This window comes from Undibacterium sp. 5I2 (genome assembly GCF_035019605.1).
GTDB lineage: Bacteria > Pseudomonadota > Gammaproteobacteria > Burkholderiales > Burkholderiaceae_D > Undibacterium.
The window spans coordinates 43,882-64,578 of the sequence record NZ_JASJVS010000022.1 but is presented as its reverse complement, the minus strand read 5'-3'; the positions used below and the strand labels follow the sequence as shown (position 1 = coordinate 64,578).

The window sequence follows — 20,697 nt, the reverse complement described above, 5'->3', positions numbered from 1 at the left end:
TCGCCGGTCATTTTAGCCGTATAACTTCAAAATCAAAAAGCAAACCTTAACGTCTTGAGGGAATGGGTTCCGCTGCGCTCCACCCATAAAACCCGACTGCCTACGCCGGAAAAAGCTGGATAGATAATGCGAAAAACACAAACAAACAGACTTCAATGAGATCGGTTCAATTTAAAAAGTTACACGACAAGTAGTCTGACAGATGGGGGAGGAGCGCTGATTAATAATTATTTGTATGGGCAGAATAATAATGTGGTAGGGAACGCGCTTGCGAGTGGTGCCTTGTCTAGTCTTGGTTATGGTATCGGAAAATTTAGCGAATCTACCGTAAATTCAATGATGCGACCGACCATTAATACGCCAAATTGGGCGGCTAGCGGAAGTTGGAATTTGTTTAGGCCAAATACTTATGCTCCTATTGCTGGTTCTACCGCAGGGGCATCGTCTCAGGAAATAATTAACTCCGTGCAGCAACATTTATCATCTCAGTCTGGGGCTAAGAAATAATGAGAAAGCTATTTTCGATATTGTGCATATCTCTTTTGATATGTATTCCCGGAATGTCGCTAATCTGGATCGTTGGAGTTTATTTAAGCTGTATCTTTATTAGCGGTTGCTATCAAACCTTAGGTGTCATAGGACTATTCGGAGCTATCAGCGTAAAAGGGATTCTAGTGAAAGGGGTGCTACTGGCATGTGCGTTCACCTTTTTAGCATGGGTGAACATGCCTCGCAAATAATATTGCCCCCCTACAAACGTAAAAATCCCTGCTCCTCTGGTAGCAATATCATTGGTGGAGCCAGTGCACAGTCCACAAGCAGTTTTTTACAAGGTACGGGAGCTTCTGGAGCAATTTATTATCCGATCCCTGTCTTTCCAGTAATTGGGGCTGTTGGTGGAATAAATAATGGTTATGGTGGGCAAAGATCTATTGAAGGTGGATTGAGCTTTCCTTCTGGGGCTTCTGTAACTCCCATAGTCTATGGATTCCAAGTTAATAAGAAAAAGGAGAAATGATATGGCAGGGCCAAATCTCAGTGAGGAGCAATATCAAAAAATGTCTCGATGGGGGAAAACAATTTATTGGATTGTTGTTGCGATCATTTTTTCTATTTTTGTATATTTTTGCTTAAACAATTCCTCACGAGTTCAAATATGAAATGCAACTGGGAGTTAAGTGTTTTCAACATTAAAGTCGGTGGGTAAATCAGGATCAACGGTGTATCGACCGGCGGAGTCGGTGACGTGCTCGGTGCAGGACTAGTGCGAAGGCGGCACCGATGCTTGAGCAGGTTCAGACAAATATGGCGCAGCAATTAAGCGATGCCGGTCTCGCGCCTGGCCTTGCAAACATGGCAGCGCAAGCGATTGCGACCGGGGCTGCAGCAGGTATCGGTAGTGTCGCTGGTGGCGTATCAGGCGCAGGCATGGGTTTGGTGGTCGATACGAATAATCGGCAGTTAGATCAGCACCAATACGATTTCGCCAAAAAGAATGCCGAACTGGTCTCGAATAGATTAGGCATCACGGAACAGACAGCCGAAGCGCGTATCTTGGCAGAAATGCTGCGCAACTCTGATCATAATACGGCCGTTGCGACCGGCACCATGTCGGATGGCAGTGGTGGCCTTCACGATTACCAAATTCGTAGCCTTATTGGCTGTCAGAATCTGAATTGCAGCGGGAGTAAAAATGATCCGCAATATGCCAACACCAACTTCAATACGCAATATATTGCGCCGAACCAGTATGCCCATGATGCAGCTTAGGGGCAACTTGGCAGCGGGCAGGCTTATAACGAACTGGTGAGTAGCAATATGCAAAAAAATCCAGTGGGAGCAACGCTTGCTGGCGTTGGAATGATCGGCTTAGGATTGGCAACTGGTGGCGGACTTCCGGCTATGGGTGCAGCCATTGCCGGTGCTGGGATTGGCTCAGGAGTGAATGGAGCCGTTCAATTAAGCATGCCACAACCCTTCGACTGGTTCAGTTTCGGAATGGCAGGCGTAACCGGCGCGGCATCTACTGGAATGGGCTTCATTCCGGCCATGCTAGTCAATACAGGTGGTGCGCTTGCCGGGTCTGGCATGCAAGGCCAGAATCCAAATGGCGCAATGATCGGGGCTGGCGTTGGAACAGCGATCGGTTACCCCATTGGATCAAAAATTGAAGGGAGTCTGAATAAGGTACTCAATCCTTGGTATCGGCAGGATTGGAAGGAGGTTGGGATGGGCATGTCTGCTTGGGTTCCGAAGAGTCCGATTCCTTCTTGGGGCGGCAATATTGTAGGAGGGGCTGTGCAAGAGGGTGTGGGTAGTGGAACACAAAATAATGGTAAGGGTCAGAAATGAAGTCAAAGACTAAATTTGAGCTAAGGCGCTGGGCTTATTTCGTGATCTTATTCTTATTGATAGGATTTATCGGTATTCTTTTAATCGCGGAATTTTTAGCTATTCCTTTGTTGCGCTGGTTGCTTTACGACATCCCCTATACCCTACCGAGCTGGAATCGTCTTAAACGCTGGACATTAGCCATTTTATTCATAGGTTTCTATGCTGGAACGATAAGCTGGTATTACGAAAAACGTAGTTCTGGTCGTTAATTTTTATTTTTTTAAACGTAGATACATGAAGCGCGAGAAGTGCCTTAAATAATTACACTTATTTATGACTCACTATACTAAATCAGTAAAACGTATCACTACCATGATCGTCTATCTGCGCCAGTCCAACACCACCGTGCACAGCGACCTGCTCATCAGCGCCGGGCGCGACCTCACCATTGCCAGCGCCGCGCAAAGCAGCAGCTTCAACCAAGCCACTACCCAGAGCAGTAGCGGCTGGTTCTCCTCGTCCATGAACCACAGCCAAGCCACGCAACAACAGAGCCAAGCCGCCAGCCAAGTCAGCGATCCGCGTTTGCAAGCGCTGGCCGCCGCCAGTGCCGCCCTGGCCGTTAAACAAGCGGCCAGCAGCGTTGCACAAGGGCTGAACAGTTTTAACAGCGCCAATGGTTTGGTGATGAACGATATGCAAAACCAAGCAGCATTTAGCGCACAGAGCATGAGTGCCAGCGGTGGCGTCGGCACGCTGCCAGCGGGGAACCAAGGTACGGCCGTCGGTTTGGGTCTGGCTGGGGGAAATGCGCAGAGCGTTAGCCTAAGCGGGATTTCCGGCATCGCAGGAAACACCAGCATCACCAGCGATGCCGCACAAACCGGCATTGCAGCGATATTCAATGCCCAGCAAGTGCAGCAAACTATCAACGCGCAAACGCAGATCACAGCGGCGGCCAGCCAGCAAGCACCGCAGGCCGTGGCGAGTTATGCAGAGAGCCAGCAAACTGCTTTGCGCGAACAAGCGAAAAACGAAAACGATCCGATCAAACGCGCCGAGCTACAAAGCGAAGCCGATAAGTGGAACGAAGGCGGTGTTAATCGCGCGAAGCTACACCTCGTCACCGGTGCATTAAGCGGCGGAATTGGTGGCGCACTTGGTGCCGGCGCGGCGGCACTGGCGGCACCCATGCTTGAGCAGGTTCAGAGCAGTATGGCTGAACAACTCACCGGAGCCGGTCTCGCGCCTGGCCTTGCGAACATGGCGGCGCAAGCGATTGCGACCGGGGCTGCGGCCGGTATCGGTGGCGCCGCTGGCGGAGGCATGGCTGGTGCGGGCATGGGCTTGGTGGTGGATGCGAATAATCGGCAGTTGCATCCGACAGAAATCGCGATCATTAAAAAAAATGCCGCACGTTTCGCAAAAAAGCTCTACAACACAGATGATCCGATGCCAGGACAAGTGGAAGGTGCATTAGCCTTACTCGCCAATACGGCACAGACCCTTGTCGATAATAATTTGGGTTACACCGTACCTTATTCCGCCCAAGCCGAAGCATTTTTGCATACATTACAAACTGAATACGCGGGGACGACTCCGAATGTATCGATTGGTGGCGGGCAGTTTTTGTTCCATGCGACTCCTGAACAAATTAATTCACCGCATATCAATTCCGACAGCGTCGATAAGGAAATTGCTGGCATCATTATAAAAAAGCCGATTAAATCGCCGTCGTCAGTTGAAAATACCAATGAGAAACGTGATCCAGCTACTAATCTGGTACTGGACGAAAAGGGCAGATACAGCCAACGAATCACTGTCGATGGCAAGCCGTTTGAACCAAAATATTTCCCTTGTCCTGTTGCCTCAGCCGGTTGCAGTGGTCAGAATTTGGACATGGCGGATGCGCAGACTGCGGCGTATGTTAAAGCGCTCGATAAGAAGGTTCTTAATGATATAGGGACGGCGTCGACGTTGGTGACGATTGCGAATCCGACAGGAATTCTTGGAGCAATTGCAAGTTTTATTGGTCCAACCGCAGGATTGACATCGGGTTACGTTGATGGTTCTTTAGCCGAAGCGGGTGCAAAAGAAACCATTCAATATGTTGCCGGAGCATACCTGCAAAAAATTTATGGTCTTTCAAGCTCTGCGGCGGCTCAGACTATTGCTATTATAGATTTGAGCGGTGGTTGGCAGGCGTTTGTAGAGCGTGCAAATAGCTATCTTTCTGAAGAAAAAAGAACGAAAAAAAATAATGAATAAAAAAACAAAATGGTCTATTTTGTGCATTCTGTTAATAATAGCGATCATTAATATGGTCGCTAAATATAAGTTCATGTCCAATGCGAATTTACTATTTATGATGGTCGGGTATTTTTGGGCGATTTATAATTTTTATGCCTGCCTTTTTGGCCAAATGTTATTGGCATCGCCTAGTATTGATGCTCGTCCGAAACCTGAGCGCCGATATTTGAGGATTATATTTTCTGTTTTTTTAATGGGTGGTTTTTTTATTTCATTATTTTTTGTTTAAACGGTATCAGCAGGTGCTGTGTCATTTTCTAAATAGCAGCATCAGCGCCGGCCAACACTTGCTGATCGCCTCCGCTGGCGACACCACACTCGCCGGTGCCGTCGCCAGCGCCCACACCATCACCGCCCAAGTTGGCGGTAACCTGAACATCGCCAGCCAACAAGACAGCAGCAACTACAACAGCACCCAACACAGCGCCGGCATCGGCATCGCCATTCCTATCGGTGCCGGCACCGGCAGCGTCAGCGGCCACCTCAGTAACAGCAAGATCGACAGCCAGTATGCCAGCGTTGGACAACAATCCGGCATGTTAGCCGGTGACGGTGGTTTTACTGTTCAGGTCGGCGGTAAAACCGCACTCACGGGTGCCGTGATTGCCAGTACCGCGCAAGCGCTTGAACAAGGGCTGAACAGTTTTAACAGCGCCAATGGTTTGGTGATGAACGATATGCAAAACCAAGCAGCATTTAGCGCACACAGCATGAGTGCCAGCGGTGGCGTCGGCACGCTGCCAGCGGGGAACCAAGGTACGGCCGTCGGTTTGGGTCTGGCTGGGGGAAATGCGCAGAGCGTTAGCCTAAGCGGGATTTCCGGCATAGCTGGAAACACCAGCATCACCAGCGATGCCGCACAAACCGGCATTGCAGCGATATTCAATGCCCAGCAAGTGCAGCAAACTATCAACGCGCAAACGCAGATCACAGCAGCGGCCAGCCAGCAAGCACCGCAGGCGGTGGCCAGTTATGCAGAGAGCCAGCAAACTGCTTTGCGCGAACAAGCCAACTTGGAGTCTGATCCGGTCAAACGCGCCGAGCTCTACAGCGAGGCCGATAAATGGAACGAAAATTGGTACGAGCAGGTCTTAGTCTCTGTTCTTTCGAACATGGCGGCGTAAGCAATTGTGAGCGTGGCTGCAAATGGCAGCGGTGAATCTACAGGCGGCGGGATGGATGCCATCGCTTGATTTGCACAGACCAGTACCGAATATCGTTTTGCCTTTAGGCATGATTCACGTACCTGCCCCAACTTCGCAGGTAGTGAACCTGCTTTACTCGCTACTCACACTTCAGATATTTAACGGACTCAGTATGAAAAATAAATCTTTGCTTCTTGCTTCACTAATCTTTGGCATAGTTTTAATAACGGGCTGCACGACTACACCAGTAGTCGTAAGCCAAAAAGAAGTTGCTCGTAAGGATATCGAAAAAATTTCTAAAATTGAAATTTTCTATCAACCGAGCGAATATGTAGTGATGGATTTAGGGGGGTCATCTGCATCAGGTGTTGCAGGAATTTTTGGTGTCTTTGGTACAATCGCTGGAATTGCAATAGATGCCAGCAGCAAGCTCACTTTCAGAGAAAGAGCGAGTGCAAGATCAAAAGAATTTACAGATTTATTAAAGGCAGAAAAAGCACCTGACATCAATGCATTACAAGCAGAATATCTCGCGGCACTCATCAAAAAATCTGGCCGAGATGTAAAACTCACAAGCATTGCACAGCCTACTGAAATAGCCTCCTTAATGGATGTAAAAAAACCAACTGACAATAATTTAAATGATCATCAAGGCTATGCACGATTGATCTTGCGTGTAACCTCTGGTTATACAGCTGAAAGTGCAACGTCTAGTTATAAGTCCTTGGCGGCCACAGAATACGTGCTTCGAGACCACGAAGGAAAACGTCTTGTATCGGAGAATTTGATAAATAAAGATAATGGCGAAACTTACATGACCTTCGACAGATTGAAGAGCTCATCTAAAGTGGCAGCAGAATCTTTGGGTAAAAACACCATTGCTCAGGCAGATGAAATTTTCCGTCAGACTTTTGATTTGTCTTCTACTACCAACTAGCACCAAGCAGTGCGAAAAAAAAAGCGCCTCAGCGCTTTTTTTATCCCGCCAACAAACCCAGTCAGCCCAGCAAGGCCGCAGCAGTTTTACCGTATTTCAAAGTCGTTTCTACCGGCAACCAATTACCAGTCGATTCTTGGCGGCCTTGCAACAAGAAGCGCGGCTGTTTTTCCGGTATCGCAACGGCGGCGAGTTTTGACAAATCGCCGATTTTGCCTTTTTTGAGGCGATTCACGACCAAGCCGATTTCGGTATCGACAAAGTCGCGCAACATATCGTAATCGCCGTCGCTGTCGCCAGCCACGAAGACTGGGCCATAGCCCTTGGTCGCCACCAACTCTTGCTTGATCACTTGCGATTTGCCAGGCCCCCAGTTCAGTGGCCATTCTTTACGGTAAGCATTTTTATACACTTCACCACTTTGTTCCAGACGCAAGCCGAGCACGTTTTCACGTTTGACGTGATAACCGTATTTTGGATTGCAGGCAAATACCGCCACCACATCTTCTAACGACGCTGTGCTGACATACACATCAAAACCATTCTGACGGAACGTATCCATCAGTGTCGCTACTTCCGTGCATAAGCGAATACCATGGAAATGCGCGGTGGTGATCACGCCTGCCTGCCCGGGCAAAGTAGTCGGGCTGGTGTATTTGGTTTTAGTGAGTCCCATGCCAAGATTGGCATCGTTCGATGCTTCGGCCAGTGCACTGACTTCCGACACCGTCATATTGGCGAAGAAATAGATGACCCATGGGTAGCCGACATGGACGCCATGCGTATCATTCACTGCTTCATAGAGGAAATACAATTTGGCACGGAAATCAAGAAATTGTGCCGATTGCACGATATCAGCCAGACTCTGCGTACCAGCAAAACCTTGGTAATTGGCATGTAAATAGGCGTAATCGCTGTCGAGATCGGCGCAAATACTATCCAGATCAACAATTTTACCGGCAGCATTTTTATAATCGGCCGTAAAATTTCCAGTCGGTACGTTTTGACGCAGAATGCCGGAAAATTCGGCCAGCGTCAGTTTGAAGGCCAGTTGATTAATCTGGTACATTAATAAAGCTTCTTCGCAATCATTCATGATGCTGGTGTTATCCCAATCGAACACAGCATACGGTTTGCGTTTGGCCGTATAATTTTTCGCGCCAAGACCATGACGGGCAATCAAGCCAGCGACCAAGTCATGATTGCGTGGCGACCATTTGGCATGGTCCAAGTTCACCGTGGCAGCGACAGCATGCGCCTGCGCCAATGCCGGCACTGCCAGCGTGGCGCCGGCCGTGGTAGCGAGCAAAGTATGGAGAAAGCCGCGGCGCGGCGTAGTCGATATTGGCATAGGTTTGATCCTCAAATGTATGACTGAAATTAGGGCACTGATCGCCCGCGCGCTGCACAATCGGGTAGATGTGCGCGCGATTATAGTCAAACATTAAGACAACTTGACGACATGCTATGATTTTTTAATCCGACTGGCTTCAAACCGGGACAGCCGAGTGCCGATACCTTGCCCTCGGCGCGGCACCCTCAAGTTAGTTGCAAGGACTTGCCACGCGTCACTGCGATATTGCCGGCATGCGCCATTATACGTTTCATGCCATTGCCCGCCACGTCGGCCAATTTAAATACCGCCACCGCTTGGTTAAGTTGGTGCGCTTGCTCTTCCATGCTTTCAGCCGCCGCCGCAGCTTGCTCGACTAAGGCGGCATTTTGTTGCGTCATCTCATCCATTTGGGCAATCGCGATATTGATTTGTCCTATGCCCAGACTTTGTTCTTCGCTAGCTGCGGTAATTTCACTCATAATATCGGCCACATGCTGCACACTGGCGACGATATCATTCATGGTTTGACCAGCCTCGTCGACCAATTTACCACCTTGATCGACCTTCTCAACCGAGTCGCCAATCAGCGCCTTGATTTCTTTGGCGGCACCGGCGCTGCGCTGCGCCAGATTGCGTACTTCCGCCGCGACCACGGCAAAACCGCGCCCCTGTTCACCGGCACGAGCCGCTTCAACCGCCGCATTCAAGGCCAAAATATTGGTCTGAAACGCGATGCCATCGATGACACCGATGATATCGACAATTTTGCGTGAACTGTCTTTGATCGAACCCATGGTCGCGACCACTTGAGCGACCACATCCCCGCCCTTGACGGCGACGGCACTGGCGGAGAGCACCAATTGATTAGCTTGCCGGGCATTATCGGCATTTTGTTTCACGGTGGCGGTCAGTGTTTCCATGGAACTGGCGGTTTCTTCCAAGGATGCCGCTTGATTTTCTGTGCGCGACGATAAATCGGCATTACCGCTGGCAATTTCCTGCGATGCCACAGTGATGGTTTCTGTCGCCACCCGTATGCTTGAAACGGTAGCGGCTAAACTGTCATTCATGGTTTTGAGCGAAGTCAGCAATTGCCCGGTTTCATCGGTCGCATGCGACTCGATTTGCTGACTCAGGTCACCACCGGCCACCACTTGGGTGATCGTCAAGGCCGACAATAAGGGATTGGTGATGCTGCTGCTGACGCGGTTAAAGGTGAAGAAGAAGGCGACCAGGCAAAACAGAAAAACGGCCGCCAGCACGTATTGCGTTTGCTTAATCGTGGCTTTCGCGCTCGCTTCATCAAGCTCATTGTTCTTACTGACGGTACTAACCACTTGATCGATAGCATTACGGTGGCTGTCATACAGTGCTTGAATTTTCAGCATCGCCGCGGCAGCAGCGGCAGTATCTTGTTTTTGGATGGCTGGCACAAACTCATTGAACGCCAAGGCATAAAAGGCCAGCGCTGGTTCGTGCGCTTGTTTGAGCAGCAAATTCTGTACTTCAGTGCTCAAATTGGCATTTTTCCAGTAATCGTGGCGTTCATCATAATCTTTCTTAAAAACACGCAAACGCTCTATCAATTTCCCCTGTTTGCCAGCATCGCTCTCGGCTTGCAATTGAAACAGCGTCAAGTACGATTCGAGCACGTATTCGGGCGGCGGCAAGACATCGGCAATCAAATCCTTGCCCTGTACGATGCGCTGGTAAATCGGCCCATTGACCTTGATTTCAGAAAAAGTTTCCATGACCAAGGAGCCACAGCCGAGCAATACAACAAACGCGAAACCGAGCAGCAGACGAAAACGCTGACGAATACTGATTCTTGTAATCATGTTGACTCCATAGATATACGTGCACGCCTGCAGCAAAACTTAACTTTTCCCTGCCACGGTCGGAGACCGCGTCGGTGACGTTACAGTTAGTCAACAATACTACGATTCGTAAGACATACATCTAAGGCAACAACAAAATGTGCCGATAAGACAAAAATTCACATTCTTCAACAACACTTCACTATCGTTACGCCAACATTTCCCCTAGCCGATGCCAAAACCCATCGGGTATGCCGAGCAAGAGGTAAGTCATGCTCAGATAGCGCAAAAACTTCCCTATTGCCATATACATGACGCACGGCCAAAACGGTAATTTTAACCAACCGGCCAAGGTGCATAAGGGGTCACCGATCACCGGCAACCAACCGAGTAGCATGGTTTTACTGCCATAGTGGGCCAACCAGCGAAACCAAAAACTCTCGCGTTCACGTTGAAATGCTTGCTTTGCTGCATAGCCCATGCCGTAATCAATCACCCCGCCCAAGGTATTGCCAACCGTCGCGACCAGCAATACCGGCCAAAACATGGCTGGATTGGCCTTGATTGCGGCAAATACCGCCGGTTCCGAACCCATAGGCAGCAGGGTCGCAGAGATTAAGCTGATGCAAAATACCGAAACCAAACCGACCTGCGGTAGTGCAAGAATGCCTAAAAGATAATTTATTGCGGCGACAATCATGTATACCTAAGCGTGACGTAAAGGGCATCCATTATAATAGAAGGGCTTTTTACCGAGTTACTTGCATTTGAGCAAATTGTCGTCAGTGATAGCGCGTGGAGTGAGTCCCCTTCCCTGCGCCTGATTTTGTTGATTTACCTTTCATTCTGAGCTTATGAGCACCGATTATCTGAAAAAGATCTTGACCGCCCGCGTCTATGACGTGGCTACAGAAACCCCGCTGGAGTTCGCTCCGGGTTTGTCGGCACGCATCGATAATCGCATTTTTTACAAACGTGAAGACATGCAAAGCGTGTTCAGCTTCAAGCTGCGCGGTGCCTACAATAAAATTGCCCATTTAACGCCAGCACAACTCAAGCGCGGTGTGATTTGCGCTTCGGCCGGCAATCACGCCCAAGGTGTGGCCTTGAGTGCCAAACGGGTAGGCTGCAAAGCGGTGATTGTTATGCCGACCACCACGCCACCGGTAAAAATCGATGCCGTGCGTACCTTCGGTGGCGATGCGGTTGAAGTCATACTGTTCGGTGACTCATTTACCGAAGCCTGCGACCATGCGCTGGAATTGGAAAAGAAACGGAAGTTGACCTTCGTTCATCCCTTCGATGACCCGGATGTGATCGCTGGTCAAGGCACCGTGGGGATGGAAATACTGCGCCAGCACAGCGGCCCTATCCATGCGATTTTCGTCGCCATTGGCGGTGGTGGTCTGATTGCCGGCGTTGCCGCGTATGTGAAGGCGCTGCGCCCGGAAATCAAAATCATCGGCGTGCAAACCACTGATTCCGATGCCATGGCACGCAGTCTCAAAGCTGGCAAACGGGTAACGCTGGCAGAAGTCGGTCTGTTTTCTGATGGTACGGCGGTTAAATTGGTCGGTGAAGAAACCTTCCGTCTGGCCAAGTTGTATGTTGACGAAGTCATCACGGTCGATACCGATGCCGTCTGCGCGGCCATTAAAGATGTATTTCAAGATACCCGTAGCATTCTCGAACCGGCCGGCGCGCTGGCCGTAGCCGGCTGCAAAGCCTATATCGAACGCGAACGTGCCGCCAAACGGCCGCTTAAAAACGAAACCATGGTGACGATTGCCTGCGGTGCCAACATGAATTTCGACCGTCTGCGCTTTGTCGCCGAACGCGCCGAAGTCGGCGAAGCGCGCGAAGCCGTGTTTGCCGTCACGATTCCAGAAGCGCGCGGCAGCTTCCGCCGGTTTTGCGAGTTAGTTGGGCCGCGCAACGTAACCGAATTCAATTACCGCATCAGCGATGAAGCAGCGGCACATATCTTTGTTGGCATTCAAGTCAGCGACCGGCTCGAATCAGGAAAAATCGCCAAGAATTTTGAAAAGCATGGTTTCGCTTGTCTCGATTTGAGCCATGATGAATTGGCAAAACTCCATATCCGCCATTTGGTCGGCGGTAAAAGTGCCTTGGCAGAAAACGAATTGTTATACCGTTTTGAATTTCCCGAACGCCCAGGCGCCTTGATGCGCTTCTTGGACAGCATGGCGCCGAATTGGAATATCAGCCTGTTCCACTATCGTAATCATGGTGCCGACTATGGTCGCGCCTTAATCGGTCTGCAAGTGCCGAAAAAAGAAATGAAAGACTTCCGCGCATTTTTGGCCACACTCGGCTACCGCTATTGGGATGAGAGCGGCAACCCGGCCTACCAATTATTTCTCGGTGAAAGCGCTAAGTGAGCACAATAAACGACGCCTCTTGCGTAAATTTACCAGAACAATCGGCGCTGGGAAAAAGCACGGCCTACATCAGTCAGTATGACCCTGGCCTGTTGTTTCCAATTCCGCGCAGCGGCAAACGCGCCGAAATCGGGCTCACCACAACACTGCCGTTTTTCGGTGTCGACATCTGGAATGCCTACGAAGTGTCATGGCTCAATCTGCGCGGCAAACCGCAGATTGCCATCGCCACGATCACGGTGCCGGCCGAATCGCCCAATATCGTCGAATCGAAATCATTCAAGCTGTATTTAAACTCCTTTAACCAAACCCGTTTGGCCGATGCCGCCGCACTGGTCGCCTTAGTACAGACTGATTTGTCGGCCGCCGCCGGCGCTTCGGTCCATGTCAGCCTGACGCTGCCCGATGAATTCGCCCGGCTCAGCATGCAAGAACTGAGCGGCACCTCGCTCGATCGGCTCGACATTGAAGTCGACCACTACACGCCAGAACCTAGCCTGCTGCGCGCTGCGCACGATCATGTGGCGGTCACCGAAACCTTAGTATCTCACCTGCTGAAATCAAATTGTCTGGTGACTGGCCAACCGGACTGGGGCAGCGTGCAAATCAGTTATGTCGGTGCGCCGATAGACCAGGAGCGCTTGCTCAAATATTTGATCGGTTTTCGCGACCATAATGAGTTTCACGAACAATGCGTAGAGCGTATTTTTGTCGACATCATGCGCCATTGTCAACCGCAGAAATTGTCGGTGTATGCGCGTTACACACGCCGCGGTGGGCTCGATATCAATCCATGGCGCAGCAATTTTTCTACCTCGCAAAAGCCCGGCAACGGCCGCAATGCTCGCCAGTAGCGGCGCTCAGCCAGCGCTGACAGTCACTGATTTCTCACCCTTTTCTCTCTACTATGTGTAATTTAAAAATGTATTTCCCTCGCTCGGTTCTGCTGTTGGCGGCTGGTTTGATCAGCTTCAGCGCGGCCGCACAAACGGCCCCCGAGGCAGAAAATTCCAGTTGGTACCGCAGCGCTAAAAATAAGATTGAAAAAATCCTCGACGAAGGCGATTTGTCACTCAATTTGTCCGGCTACGCGCACCACGGGCGCGGCACGTATACGGCCGAACGCATTGCCGAACTCAATGAACGGGCCTGGGGCCTGGGGTTTACCAAGGCGTTACGTGATGACAAAGACAATGAAGAGCTGGTCTATGGGATGGTGATTTCCGATTCCCATTTCAAACCAATGCCGATGGCCGGTTATGCCTACCAATGGATGAAACCGATAGGCAGTAACTGGGAAGTCGGTGCCGGCTACACCATATCGCTGTTGAGTCGTACCGATTATTTTTCCGGCATACCATTTCCGGTACCACTGCCGGTGGCATCGATAGGCACAAAAAACACCAAACTCATGGCCGCCTACGTGCCGCGACTGTCGCAAAACAAGGGCAATGGCGATGTATTGTTGTTATTTGTGCGTATCGATTTAAAATAAATCGCGGCACTGTGACTAGCTGTGCCGTGCCGCCGCTGCATTATTGTGTTGACGAATTCCGGTGCGATCGCCATGATGGTCTCGCCGCACTTGCTTAGTGCTGGCACGATCGACCAGACTGTCCGTCGTCAACCTGATTCCTACCGTACCGTATAGACTGTTGTTGTGATATCGCCTATTTCCCTGCTGACGCCCAAGGCGCCCCCTGATGTTGTTGACCATGACTGGCATGCCAGTTTACTGGAACATCATCCCGACGCCGTGTACGTGCTCATCGCCGGCAGCATTGCCTATGCTAATCCGGCTGCTTTGGAACTCATGCAAGCGAAACGTCTGCAAGACTTGCAAGGCTTGTCACCGGACGCCCTTCTGGTCGGACACCATCACGAAACGGTACGACAACTGCTAGAACAAGCCGGTCGCGGTACCCCCCCGAGCGGCCCACGCTGCTATCAATGCATCCGTCTTGATGGCCATGTGATCAATATTGAAGTGTTAAGCAAGGTATTTTTCCACCGCGGTCAAGAAGCGATACTGCTCAGTGCACGCGCGATCGAAGCGGGCCAAATGCAGCATCAGCGCAGCGCTTTGGCGCTCAAAGATAGCCACACCGACACGGCCAGCCGGATTCACGAAGCGCTGCATCATGAGAAAGAAATTCTCGAAATGATCGCGCTCGACAAGCCGCTCGCGCATATTCTTGAAGATGTGTGCGACCGCATGGAGCGTTTGCTGGCCAACGGTTCGCTGTGCGCCATCAGCCTGTTCGACCAAAGCACGCAATTGCTCAGCGCTGCGGCCGGGCCCGGTTTGCCGCCGGAATTTCTCGCCACGCAGCGTAACATCCCAATCGGCAGCGGCTACGGTACCGCCGCCGCTGCGATTCATTTTAATCGCCTCACCATCGTCCAGAACATCGCGCTCAGTCCCTTATGGGAAAACGTCAAAGCCAGCGCTGCGGAATATGGCTTGCAAGCGTGCTGGTCGATCCCGATCACCACCGCCTTTCATAGCGTGCTCGGTACCGTCGACGTCTACTGCCAAGGCGTGCATAGCCCGGGTGATGAAGAACAGGCGATGATCATCGACGCCTGCGATCTGATCGGCTTGGCGATCGATAAAAAAAATATGGAGCAAAGCCTGGAGGAAAGCGAAGAACGCTATCGCTCGGTGGTGACCAATCTGTCGGAAGGCATCATGGTGATTGCGCCGAACGGGCAAATCGTCACCAGTAATCCCAGTGCTTTACGTATTTTAAAAATCATCGATGTCAGCCAAGTCGGACGACGCCACCGCTATTTCAAACGGGTTTTCGGTGAAGATGGAGCGGCACTGAAACTCGGTGACGATCCGGTTTCCTTCGTCTTCAAAACCCGCATGCCGATTTTGAATCTCTCGACCGGTGTCGAGCTCAGAGATGGTTCGATAGTCTGGCTACTGATAAATTGCTTGCCAATTTTCAAAAAGAGCAATGCCAGCATTTCCGCCGTACTGGTATCATTTACCGATACTACCGAGGTACGCGAAACGCAGCGCCAGCTCAGTTACATGGCTTCCTTTGATGCCTTGACCGGCCTGCCGAACCGCCATCAGCTCAATTTGCGACTGACCAAAGCGCTCAGCGTAGCGCGCATGCATCAGCAGCGCGTGGCCTTGTTGTTTCTCGATTTGGACCGCTTCAAAAACGTCAATGATACGGCTGGCCATGCGGCCGGCGATATTCTGTTGCGTGATGTCGCGGCCAGACTCAATTCATGCATACGCAGCAGCGATATGCTGGCGCGTCTCGGTGGCGATGAATTCGTCATCGTCGCTGAAAGCGTCGCCGATGCCGACTACCTGCGCAGCTTGGCGGAACGGGTGCTGGCCAGAATGCGCGAACCCTTCTTGATCGAAGGGAACCAATACCACCTCGGTACCTCGATAGGCATCAGCGTGTTTCCCCACGATGGTGACGATGCCTCGACCCTGATGCGCTGCGCCGATTCAGCGATGTATCATGCGAAGGAATCGGGACGCAATAACTATCAGTTTTTCACCACCGAACTCAATGTCCGCGCCCAGCATCGTTACGCACTGGAAACCAACTTACGCCGCGCCCTCAGCGATGGCGAATTTTTAGTCTACTACCAACCGAAAATCTGCCTGCAAACCTCGCGCATCGTTGGTGCGGAAGCCTTGATACGCTGGGATATGCCGGGTGTAGGCATCATTCCACCGAATGACTTCATTCCTATTTCGGAAGAAATCGGCCTGATCCTGCCGCTCGGCCGCTGGGTGATCGAACAAGTCTGCCGCCATACCAGCCAGTGGCGTGCCGAGTTCGTTGCCGATCTGGTGGTGAGCGTGAATATTTCGCCCAAACAGTTTCAAGATCCCGGATTATGCCAGTTCATAGCACAAACCTTGGCAGATACCGGCCTGCCCGGTTGCGCCTTGCAATTGGAGATCACCGAAGGTTTGCTCATGGGCGACATCGAATTGTTATTGCCGGTGTTTGAAGCCATCAAACAACTGGGAATCAGCATTTCGCTCGACGATTTCGGCACCGGCTTTTCTTCCCTGTCGTACCTGCAGCGTTTTCCCATCGATAATCTGAAGATCGACCGTTCCTTCATTAAACAAGTACCGGAAAATCCAGATTCCGTGGTGCTCACCCACGCCATTATTGCCATGGCCAAGGCGCTGGGCATGACGGTGACAGCCGAAGGGGTGGAAAATGTCGAACAAATGTTTTTCCTCACCGATTCCGGCTGCCAAGAAATGCAAGGTTATTATTTCAGCCAGCCACTGCCAGTGGCGCAATTTGAAAAACTGTTGCGGGCCTGCTAAATGGAAAGCGACACCGTACTAGCCGACAGAACAACACAGACCAAAGCCGTCGAGCATATTTACACTAAGACGACAAAAGAAGCCTATAATTCGGTGGGAATTTACCCTATGCCGATCGCGACAACGCGCTAACCCGCTCTTGCACCATGACGAATATTGCAAAAATTCTGCCCCTTGCCAACGTCCTTCTGGACTTGGAAATCTCGAGTAAAAAACGGGCCTTCGAGCAAGCTGGTTTATTATTTGAAAATAATTGCAGCATCGCCCGCTCGACAGTGTCGGAAAATCTGTTCGCCCGCGAGCGCCTCGGTTCGACCGGACTCGGCCACGGCGTAGCCGTGCCGCATGGTCGTATCAAGGGCCTCAAAGCACCGATTGCCGCTCTGATCCGCCTTAAGGAAGCGATTCCATTTGAATCACCAGACGGCCAACCGGTCAGTTTGCTGATTTTTTTGCTGATGCCAGACAATGTCACCCAGCAACATCTGGAAATTCTGTCAGAAATAGCAGAAATGCTGTCGAATGAAAACTTCCGCAATGAATTGAACTCCGAACCCGATGCCACGATGATTTATGAAAAAATCCTCGCTTGGCGCCCTGACCTGTTGCCTTCATCCTGAAGCAACAGTTCATCATCGCTGGATTTTTCTCCTGTTGCCATGCCTCTTAATACAGAATTAACGATACAAAAAATCTACGACGACAATCGCGACATCATGCAACTCGGCTGGTTTGCCGGGTTTGCAGGTGCCGATAAACAAATTACCGGCGATGCAGCCTCATCGGCCGATCAAGTCGGCCATCTGAATTTGATCCATCCTGGCCGTATCCAAGTGCTGGGCCATCAAGAACTCGAGTATTACCATCGCCTGTCGAATGCTTCGCGCGCCAATCTGATCCGCGAACTGGTGTCAGGTGGGCCACCAGCCTTGATCGTGGCACAAGGTCTCGATTCGCCACCAGCCTTTTTGACCACCTGCGACGACAATAACATTCCCCTGTTTTCCACGCCCTATCCGGCGGCCCAGGTAATCGATTATTTGCGCGTGTATTTGTCCAAAAAACTGGCCCAACGGATCACCATGCATGGCGTCTTCATGGATGTGCTCGGCGTCGGCGTACTCATCACTGGTGAATCCGGCTTGGGTAAGAGCGAATTGGGGCTGGAACTGATTTCACGCAGTCATGGTTTGGTGGCCGATGATGCCGTCGAATTTTCGCGTATCGCACCGAACATGATAGAAGGACGCTGCCCCGAATTGCTACAGAACTTACTCGAAGTGCGCGGCCTCGGACTGCTCGACATCAAAACCATCTTCGGCGAAACCGCCGTACGGCGCAAGATGCGCTTGAAACTGATCGTCCACTTGGTACGCCGCAGTACCCTGGAAGAAAATTACGAGCGCCTGCCCATCGATTCCCAGAGCGAAGATGTGTTGGGCTTGCCGATTCGTAAAGTTGTCATTCCCGTGGCTGCCGGCCGCAACATCGCGGTGTTGCTGGAAGCGGCGGTACGTAACACCATCTTGCAACTGCGTGGCATCAACACGCTCGAAGATTTCATGGAACGGCAGCGACGTGCCATGGAAGCCGGAGACTAAGATGCAAATTCTGCTCATTTCCGGCATTTCCGGTTCCGGTAAATCAGTCGCCCTCAATGTGCTCGAAGATGCAGGATATTACTGCGTCGACAATCTGCCGCCGACCTTGCTGCCGCAATTGATACTCACGCTCAGCCAAGAAGCGCACCCACAAGCGGCGATTGCCATCGATACCCGCAGCGCCCACTTGCTGACCGAGATGCCGGCGATGATACAGTCGCTGCGCGCCGAGGGCCACGATGTGCGGGTGTTATTTTTTACTGCCAACAGCGACTCCTTGGTGGCGCGTTTTTCCGAAACGCGTCGCAGCCACCCGCTCTCACATCGACTCGGCATCGATGAAAGCGGCACGCTGCACATGAGCCTGACCGAATGTATTGAAGAAGAACGAGAAATTTTGGCCGGTCTTCAAGCATTGGGGCATGTCATCGATACCACCGATCTGAGCGCCAACCAGTTACGTTCCTGGATCAAGCAATTAATCCATATCCGTCACGCGCCGCTGACACTGATGTTCGAATCGTTCGCCTTCAAACGCGGCGTACCGCTCGATGCTGATCTGGTATTCGATGTCAGAATGCTGCCCAATCCGCATTACGATCTGAAACTGCGTGCGCTCACCGGACGCGATGCACCGGTAGTGGCCTTTCTCGAACAACAGAAGATGGCACTCGAGATGTATGAAGATATTCTCAGTTTTCTCACCAAATGGATACCGGCCTTCAAGGCCGATAACCGCAGTTATTTAACCATTGCCATCGGCTGCACCGGCGGACAGCATCGCTCGGTGTATATGGTGGAAAAACTCAGTGCTTTTTTCCGACCGACCGAGCAGGTATTGGTGCGGCACCGACGCTTACAGTAACACCAAGCCGGTTTTTCATTAAAATATGCCACCGACACTGGCCCACATCCCACCGGCACGGGCCGTCGTGTCATAGCTTCGGCCCGCTGATTTTTGTGCATAATAAATATCCGCATTCAAAAATTTCCACTGCATTTTCATGCCCACGCCAATCGAGCTCAGATTGGCGCTGGCAATTTCTCCACTCTGTGCCGCTTTACGCGCAACATGGCCGGCATCGTAAAAGCTGTAGAGTCGCAGCGCCAGCATGTCAGTACTTAAATTCGGGGTGATTAACTCAACGCGGCCCGTCACACCACTATCCCCCCCGAGCAGACCATTCTTAAAACCACGCACCGCATTCGGGCCTGCAATATACACTTGTTCGCCCGAAACCAAAGGGCGATTAGCTGATTGGCCGGATATATTACTCTGCAACAGCCAGTCCGCCACGCTGGTATGCAGACTGAAACTATAGTTCAGCAGAGTGTAATTCCCCTCTGCTCCAACACGACTTTTTCCTAGTGCAGCCGAATTATCTGAGGCTAATTGCCCGGAAAAGTTATGGCTGAGCACCACATCGGCCGACAAGCTAGTCGTCACATTCAGATTGAGTAATCCATTCACGCCGAGTGTGATGAGTGAAGTACTGACACTCGGCACCAAGGCTGTTTGGCTGCTATCGTAATTGAACGTCACGTCGTTATCATAGTGACTGTAACGATAACCGGCGCTCACTGTGAAGGCATCGCTGCTACCAAATCGTGGCAAGACATAATTCCAACGCAAGCCCAAATTATGACCGGCACCACTGATATGAAACACATCAACATTGCCAGGATTGGATTTACTGTAAGCACCGTAAAACTCGATACTTTGTGCATTGGCATACAAAGGCAGGGTATAGCCGGTAGAAATCGCGCTCGCTTCCTGTTGGCCTAAAATATTCAGTTTCAGCACATCATCACGGCCGCTGAGATTACCATGCAAGTAACCGAGATTTATACGCGCCACCTGGTCATAACCAGGTATGGTGCCGAAATTATCAACCGTTACGTAGCCCTTATCGGCACGAGCGGTGCTGGTACTGATGTCGGCCGATAAACCATCTGATTGCGGTATTAATTTCGCATTCAAGTCTTTGCTGGGATTAGTTTGAGCCAACCGCAACTGACGATCCAGCAAATCCAAATCAACCGGCTGCCCAACTTGGAGGCTAGGAATAGAACGCCGAATATTATCGGCAGTAAAGCCAGCTGCGTCCGTAACATTCAGTGCTTTCAAGAGCGGCATTTTGCGTACTGAAACATGCAATGTGACCGTATTTTGGCTGATCGTTTGCGCTGGAACAGTCACTAGAAAATGGTTTTCTGCCAGTTGATCTAGCGCATGCTGCAAAGCCAAACGGGCGCGCTCAACATCATCCATACTCGTACCCTTAGTTGTTGCGCTCAGAGCCAGCGCGCGCTTGACCACAGTTTCATCAACTCCTTGCTCAACTTCGGTTTTCACCGTATCAAAGCGCACAGTAGGGGTTTCGGTCGCACCGGCAGATGCCGTGAAGACGATGACAGAGAACAAGCAAACACAAATGTATTTTGAGGTCATATCCACAGGAACTTTAAATAATTGAGAAAAATCGTC

The 20,697-nt window shown here is 51.0% G+C and carries 19 protein-coding genes; 14 read left to right on the top strand and 5 right to left on the bottom strand.

What is annotated here, in order from left to right:
- Nucleotides 1-715 precede the first annotated feature (715 nt).
- The 4 genes from QN359_RS09835 to QN359_RS09820 all read left to right on the top strand — a co-directional run bounded on the left by QN359_RS09835 (nt 716) and on the right by QN359_RS09820 (nt 2,603).
- On the top strand, nt 716-1,018 hold the full coding sequence (locus QN359_RS09835) for a hypothetical protein (RefSeq protein WP_322249764.1): 303 nt from the start codon (nt 716-718) through the stop codon (nt 1,016-1,018).
- A gap of 263 nt (nt 1,019-1,281) precedes the next feature.
- A complete protein-coding gene (locus tag QN359_RS09830) occupies nt 1,282-1,770 on the top strand; it encodes a hypothetical protein (protein ID WP_322249765.1) in 489 nt (162 codons plus the stop codon).
- Nucleotides 1,771-1,818: 48 nt separating this feature from the next.
- Complete coding sequence (locus tag QN359_RS09825) at nt 1,819-2,352, top strand: hypothetical protein (RefSeq protein WP_322249766.1); 534 nt, start codon at nt 1,819-1,821, stop codon at nt 2,350-2,352.
- Complete coding sequence (locus QN359_RS09820; protein WP_322249767.1) at nt 2,349-2,603, top strand: hypothetical protein; 255 nt, start codon at nt 2,349-2,351, stop codon at nt 2,601-2,603. Before QN359_RS09825 ends, QN359_RS09820 begins: the two co-directional genes overlap by 4 nt.
- 82 nt (nt 2,604-2,685) lie before the next feature.
- Here QN359_RS09820 and QN359_RS09815 read toward each other — a convergent pair whose 3' ends face one another.
- Nucleotides 2,686-2,985, bottom strand: a complete 300-nt coding sequence (locus tag QN359_RS09815; RefSeq protein ID WP_323493576.1) for a hypothetical protein — start codon at nt 2,983-2,985, stop codon at nt 2,686-2,688.
- A 36-nt stretch (nt 2,986-3,021) separates the two neighbouring features.
- Here QN359_RS09815 and QN359_RS09810 point away from each other — a divergent pair, with 36 nt between their 5' ends.
- The 3 genes from QN359_RS09810 (at nt 3,022) to QN359_RS09800 (ending at nt 6,726) form a co-directional block, all read left to right on the top strand.
- The gene (locus QN359_RS09810) at nt 3,022-4,602 is read left to right on the top strand and encodes a hypothetical protein (RefSeq protein WP_323493575.1); all 1,581 of its coding nucleotides are present in this window, start codon (nt 3,022-3,024) and stop codon (nt 4,600-4,602) included.
- 239 nt (nt 4,603-4,841) lie between these two features.
- Entirely contained in the window at nt 4,842-5,768 is a 927-nt protein-coding gene (locus tag QN359_RS09805) for a hemagglutinin repeat-containing protein (RefSeq protein ID WP_323493574.1), read from the top strand.
- Nucleotides 5,769-5,961: 193 nt separating this feature from the next.
- Nucleotides 5,962-6,726: a hypothetical protein gene (locus QN359_RS09800; RefSeq protein ID WP_322249772.1), complete on the top strand. Its 765-nt coding sequence runs from the start codon at nt 5,962-5,964 to the stop codon at nt 6,724-6,726.
- Nucleotides 6,727-6,787: 61 nt separating this feature from the next.
- Here the strand turns inward: QN359_RS09800 and QN359_RS09795 are convergent, their stop codons facing one another.
- The 3 genes from QN359_RS09795 to QN359_RS09785 all read right to left on the bottom strand — a co-directional run bounded on the left by QN359_RS09795 (nt 6,788) and on the right by QN359_RS09785 (nt 10,579).
- Nucleotides 6,788-8,077 (bottom strand): HAD family hydrolase, encoded by a 1,290-nt coding sequence (locus QN359_RS09795; RefSeq protein ID WP_322249773.1) that lies wholly within the window; start codon nt 8,075-8,077, stop codon nt 6,788-6,790.
- A 188-nt stretch (nt 8,078-8,265) separates the two neighbouring features.
- Entirely contained in the window at nt 8,266-9,900 is a 1,635-nt protein-coding gene (locus tag QN359_RS09790; RefSeq protein WP_322249774.1) for a methyl-accepting chemotaxis protein, read from the bottom strand.
- Between the two features lie 187 nt (nt 9,901-10,087).
- Nucleotides 10,088-10,579 (bottom strand): YqaA family protein, encoded by a 492-nt coding sequence (locus QN359_RS09785; protein WP_322249775.1) that lies wholly within the window; start codon nt 10,577-10,579, stop codon nt 10,088-10,090.
- A 154-nt stretch (nt 10,580-10,733) separates the two neighbouring features.
- On the opposite strand from QN359_RS09785, the gene ilvA reads away from it, so the two are divergent.
- The 7 genes from ilvA to rapZ all read left to right on the top strand — a co-directional run bounded on the left by ilvA (nt 10,734) and on the right by rapZ (nt 19,074).
- Nucleotides 10,734-12,281 (top strand): threonine ammonia-lyase, biosynthetic, encoded by a 1,548-nt coding sequence (ilvA, locus tag QN359_RS09780; protein ID WP_322249776.1) that lies wholly within the window; start codon nt 10,734-10,736, stop codon nt 12,279-12,281.
- Nucleotides 12,278-13,135 (top strand): NADPH-dependent 7-cyano-7-deazaguanine reductase QueF, encoded by an 858-nt coding sequence (queF, locus tag QN359_RS09775; protein WP_322249777.1) that lies wholly within the window; start codon nt 12,278-12,280, stop codon nt 13,133-13,135. The genes ilvA and queF overlap by 4 nt, the downstream gene beginning before the upstream one ends.
- 53 nt (nt 13,136-13,188) lie before the next feature.
- Nucleotides 13,189-13,776, top strand: a complete 588-nt coding sequence (locus QN359_RS09770) for a hypothetical protein (protein ID WP_323493573.1) — start codon at nt 13,189-13,191, stop codon at nt 13,774-13,776.
- Nucleotides 13,777-13,941: 165 nt separating this feature from the next.
- Nucleotides 13,942-16,608: an EAL domain-containing protein gene (locus QN359_RS09765; RefSeq protein WP_322249779.1), complete on the top strand. Its 2,667-nt coding sequence runs from the start codon at nt 13,942-13,944 to the stop codon at nt 16,606-16,608.
- 146 nt (nt 16,609-16,754) lie between these two features.
- A complete protein-coding gene (locus tag QN359_RS09760) occupies nt 16,755-17,228 on the top strand; it encodes a PTS sugar transporter subunit IIA (protein WP_322249780.1) in 474 nt (157 codons plus the stop codon).
- Nucleotides 17,229-17,267: 39 nt separating this feature from the next.
- The gene (gene hprK, locus QN359_RS09755) at nt 17,268-18,209 is read left to right on the top strand and encodes an HPr(Ser) kinase/phosphatase (protein ID WP_322249781.1); all 942 of its coding nucleotides are present in this window, start codon (nt 17,268-17,270) and stop codon (nt 18,207-18,209) included.
- A 1-nt stretch (nt 18,210) separates the two neighbouring features.
- Nucleotides 18,211-19,074, top strand: coding sequence for an RNase adapter RapZ (rapZ, locus tag QN359_RS09750; RefSeq protein WP_322249782.1), 864 nt, complete (start codon nt 18,211-18,213; stop codon nt 19,072-19,074).
- Nucleotides 19,075-19,092: 18 nt separating this feature from the next.
- Here the strand turns inward: rapZ and QN359_RS09745 are convergent, their stop codons facing one another.
- Entirely contained in the window at nt 19,093-20,661 is a 1,569-nt protein-coding gene (locus QN359_RS09745) for a ShlB/FhaC/HecB family hemolysin secretion/activation protein (protein ID WP_323493572.1), read from the bottom strand.
- Nucleotides 20,662-20,697: the final 36 nt, after the last annotated feature.

Coding starts and splice junctions, on each gene's coding strand:
- rapZ (WP_322249782.1), top strand. CDS start 18,211: ATGCAAATTCTGCTCATTTCCGGCATTTCCGGTTCCGGTAAATCAGTC.
- QN359_RS09795 (WP_322249773.1), bottom strand. CDS start 8,077: ATGCCAATATCGACTACGCCGCGCCGCGGCTTTCTCCATACTTTGCTC.
- hprK (WP_322249781.1), top strand. CDS start 17,268: ATGCCTCTTAATACAGAATTAACGATACAAAAAATCTACGACGACAAT.
- QN359_RS09830 (WP_322249765.1), top strand. CDS start 1,282: ATGCTTGAGCAGGTTCAGACAAATATGGCGCAGCAATTAAGCGATGCC.
- QN359_RS09745 (WP_323493572.1), bottom strand. CDS start 20,661: ATGACCTCAAAATACATTTGTGTTTGCTTGTTCTCTGTCATCGTCTTC.
- QN359_RS09835 (WP_322249764.1), top strand. CDS start 716: ATGGGTGAACATGCCTCGCAAATAATATTGCCCCCCTACAAACGTAAA.
- ilvA (WP_322249776.1), top strand. CDS start 10,734: ATGAGCACCGATTATCTGAAAAAGATCTTGACCGCCCGCGTCTATGAC.
- QN359_RS09825 (WP_322249766.1), top strand. CDS start 1,819: ATGCAAAAAAATCCAGTGGGAGCAACGCTTGCTGGCGTTGGAATGATC.
- QN359_RS09770 (WP_323493573.1), top strand. CDS start 13,189: ATGTGTAATTTAAAAATGTATTTCCCTCGCTCGGTTCTGCTGTTGGCG.
- QN359_RS09790 (WP_322249774.1), bottom strand. CDS start 9,900: ATGATTACAAGAATCAGTATTCGTCAGCGTTTTCGTCTGCTGCTCGGT.
- QN359_RS09760 (WP_322249780.1), top strand. CDS start 16,755: ATGACGAATATTGCAAAAATTCTGCCCCTTGCCAACGTCCTTCTGGAC.
- QN359_RS09785 (WP_322249775.1), bottom strand. CDS start 10,579: ATGATTGTCGCCGCAATAAATTATCTTTTAGGCATTCTTGCACTACCG.
- QN359_RS09800 (WP_322249772.1), top strand. CDS start 5,962: ATGAAAAATAAATCTTTGCTTCTTGCTTCACTAATCTTTGGCATAGTT.
- QN359_RS09810 (WP_323493575.1), top strand. CDS start 3,022: ATGAACGATATGCAAAACCAAGCAGCATTTAGCGCACAGAGCATGAGT.
- QN359_RS09820 (WP_322249767.1), top strand. CDS start 2,349: ATGAAGTCAAAGACTAAATTTGAGCTAAGGCGCTGGGCTTATTTCGTG.